At 35.7% G+C, this 2,466-nt stretch carries 2 protein-coding genes and 1 pseudogene; 2 read left to right on the top strand and 1 reads right to left on the bottom strand.

The window, feature by feature from the left end; genetic code table 11:
* Nucleotides 1-441 (bottom strand): annotated as a pseudogene (locus AC06OU_RS09135) (BTAD domain-containing putative transcriptional regulator); the annotation flags it as partial.
* A 117-nt stretch (nucleotides 442-558) separates the two neighbouring features.
* Between AC06OU_RS09135 and AC06OU_RS09130 the strand changes: the two are divergent.
* Nucleotides 559-1,101, top strand: coding sequence for a GNAT family N-acetyltransferase (locus tag AC06OU_RS09130; RefSeq protein ID WP_475855337.1), 543 nt, complete (start codon nucleotides 559-561; stop codon nucleotides 1,099-1,101).
* A 65-nt stretch (nucleotides 1,102-1,166) separates the two neighbouring features.
* Nucleotides 1,167-1,982 (top strand): VanW family protein, encoded by an 816-nt coding sequence (locus AC06OU_RS09125; RefSeq protein WP_475855336.1) that lies wholly within the window; start codon nucleotides 1,167-1,169, stop codon nucleotides 1,980-1,982.
* Nucleotides 1,983-2,466: the final 484 nt, after the last annotated feature.

Here is a 2,466-nt window from a genome sequence, read left to right as displayed (position 1 = left end):
TATATGGAATACATGGTCAACTAAATGATAATCATCTAAAACAATCGTAAAAGGTGTATTAATTAAGGCTAGTTCATTACAAAATAGAGAATACCACCTAGTCAACTCTGTCTCCTTTGGGTATATGAAATGAATATTGTCTTCTAGTAGACTACTCCCGAATGTTGGAACCACTCTTCGTATGCTATGCACTAGATACCGTAGAAAAGGAAGAATATTATCGTCCTCCTCGGATATTGAATACCATGAAAACGCTTCCTTTGTATCGTAGAAATATTGAGCAAGAGCAGAGCTTTTTCCAAATCCTGCACCACTATGTAAAAGACATACCTTTTTATCTGCTTTACTTTTTAGCTTTTTAATTAGAGAGGACCTTCTCATGTAATTAGAAGAAGGAATCGGTGGTGTAAGCTTAGATACTAATATTGTTGGTTGTTCCATCTAATCCCCCCTAAAGAAACCGTTTATTTAAACATATCCTAACATATAATTTAATTGAATAGATAGATAATTACAGTTATGCTAAATTATATGAATTTTAGAAAAGGGGATATAAAAATGAATTTTCCAGTATTCTTGACAGAGAGATTAAATTTAATAGAAATAAATGAAGGGCACCTGGCTAGCATTTACTCCATTTTTTCCAATGAAGAAGTCATTCAATATTACGGAATGTCCCCATTAACTAGCGTCGACCAAGCAGCAGCAATGGTAAAATCCTTTGCAAATGGGTTTGAGCAAAAAAGATCCATGCGTTGGGGAATAGTTTGGAAAGAAACAGGTGAATTAGTCGGTACGGTAGGGTTAAATAACCTATCCTTAAATAGCAAAAGAACGGAAATCGGCTATGAGCTATTGCCCGCCCATTGGAGAAAAGGAATTGTGACTGAAGCTGTAGAAGCAGTAATCGATTATTGCTTTAATGAATTAAAACTTTTTCGTATAGGAGCAGTAACCTTTCCTCAAAACGAGGCATCCTTCTCTTTACTTTTAAAATTGAGCTTTGAAAAAGAAGGTGTCTTAAAAGACTATCTTTATCAAGATAACGAATCCCATGATGCTTTCATTTTTTCTATTATACAGCCTGAATGGAGAAAATAAGTAAATAACTTATATTGCTTTTTCATGATAAAAACTTCAAGTAAAAAGCAGGGAGGAAAATAAAATTGAGACTATCTGAATTCCATCCACTCTTCTATCACATACGAATCCAGCAGAAAAGGTTAGTCAGATCACTAATTAATTTAAAAGATGGGCAAAAGCTAGCTACCAGCAAGTTACTGTCAACCACATTTCAATACACTTGCAAAAAACACCAATCATTGCTGAGAAGGACATTAGGTGAAAGCGACCCTCAATTGCAAGAAAATAAAATAACAAACTTGAAGATTGCTGCTAGTAAAATAGATGGAATCATCATCAAACCTGGTGAGATTGTTTCCTTTTGGAGACTTGTTGGAAAAACTACAAAAGCAAAAGGCTATATTGAAGGTATGCAGCTCTCCAGAGGAGAGGTGAAGAAGGGAATTGGCGGTGGGATATGTCAGCTTGCAAACCTCTTATATTGGATGGTGCTACACACACCTCTTGTTGTTACCGAAAGACATCATCATAGCTTTGATCCTTTTCCTGATTCGGGACGTACGCTTCCTTTTGGTAGTGGAGCCAGTGTTTTTTACAATTACGTTGATTTACGATTTTATAATCCGACTCCTAGCTCATTTCAAATAAAGGTTTGGGTAACGGATAAACATTTGAAGGGTGCCATTTTCTCCAAAGAAGAAATGCCATATTCATATCATATTGATGAAAGAAATCATCATTTTTTAAAACAAAACGGGAAAAACTTTCGTCAAAACGAGATTTGGAGAAAGACTATAGATAAAAGAACAGGACAAATGATAAAAGAAGAGTTGCTAATCCATAACTTTTCGGAAGTGAAGTACCCTATACCAGACTTAGCTCATGTAGAGAATTGTTAAAGAATAAGGGTATGTTAAAGGTTGAGGTTGATTTATGATCCAAAGAAATCTTAGATCAGAGAGTAGAATTGATTTTTCGCACCAGCCGGATGCTTTCCTCGGGGTGAGCGATAAGCCATCACCCATCGCTTACGCGCGTGGCTGTGATGGCTTATCGGTCTCACTCATCCCGTAGGAGTCGCCATCTGGCGCTCCAATCAATAAATGGGAACAGCCTTAGCATCGATAAAGCGCTAATAAATTTGCTCGCATAAACAAAGCTAAAAAATTTCACCAACCCCAATTTCATCATCTATTTATGTTCTTAATAGCCATTTGAAAGTTCCATTTTTTCGTTTACAGTTTACTATAAAAAAAGAATTGTTAGTCAAAATCAACCAATAACTTTAACAAAGCTAAGAATAAATAAATCTTAGACACAGTTGTTTTTGGTTGTTTATGATTTGTTATCTGCTTAACTCCCTCGCTAGAGCTATCTCCGATT

This window comes from Psychrobacillus sp., from assembly GCF_056205495.1.
This window is presented reverse-complemented; position numbering and strand designations above follow the sequence as displayed.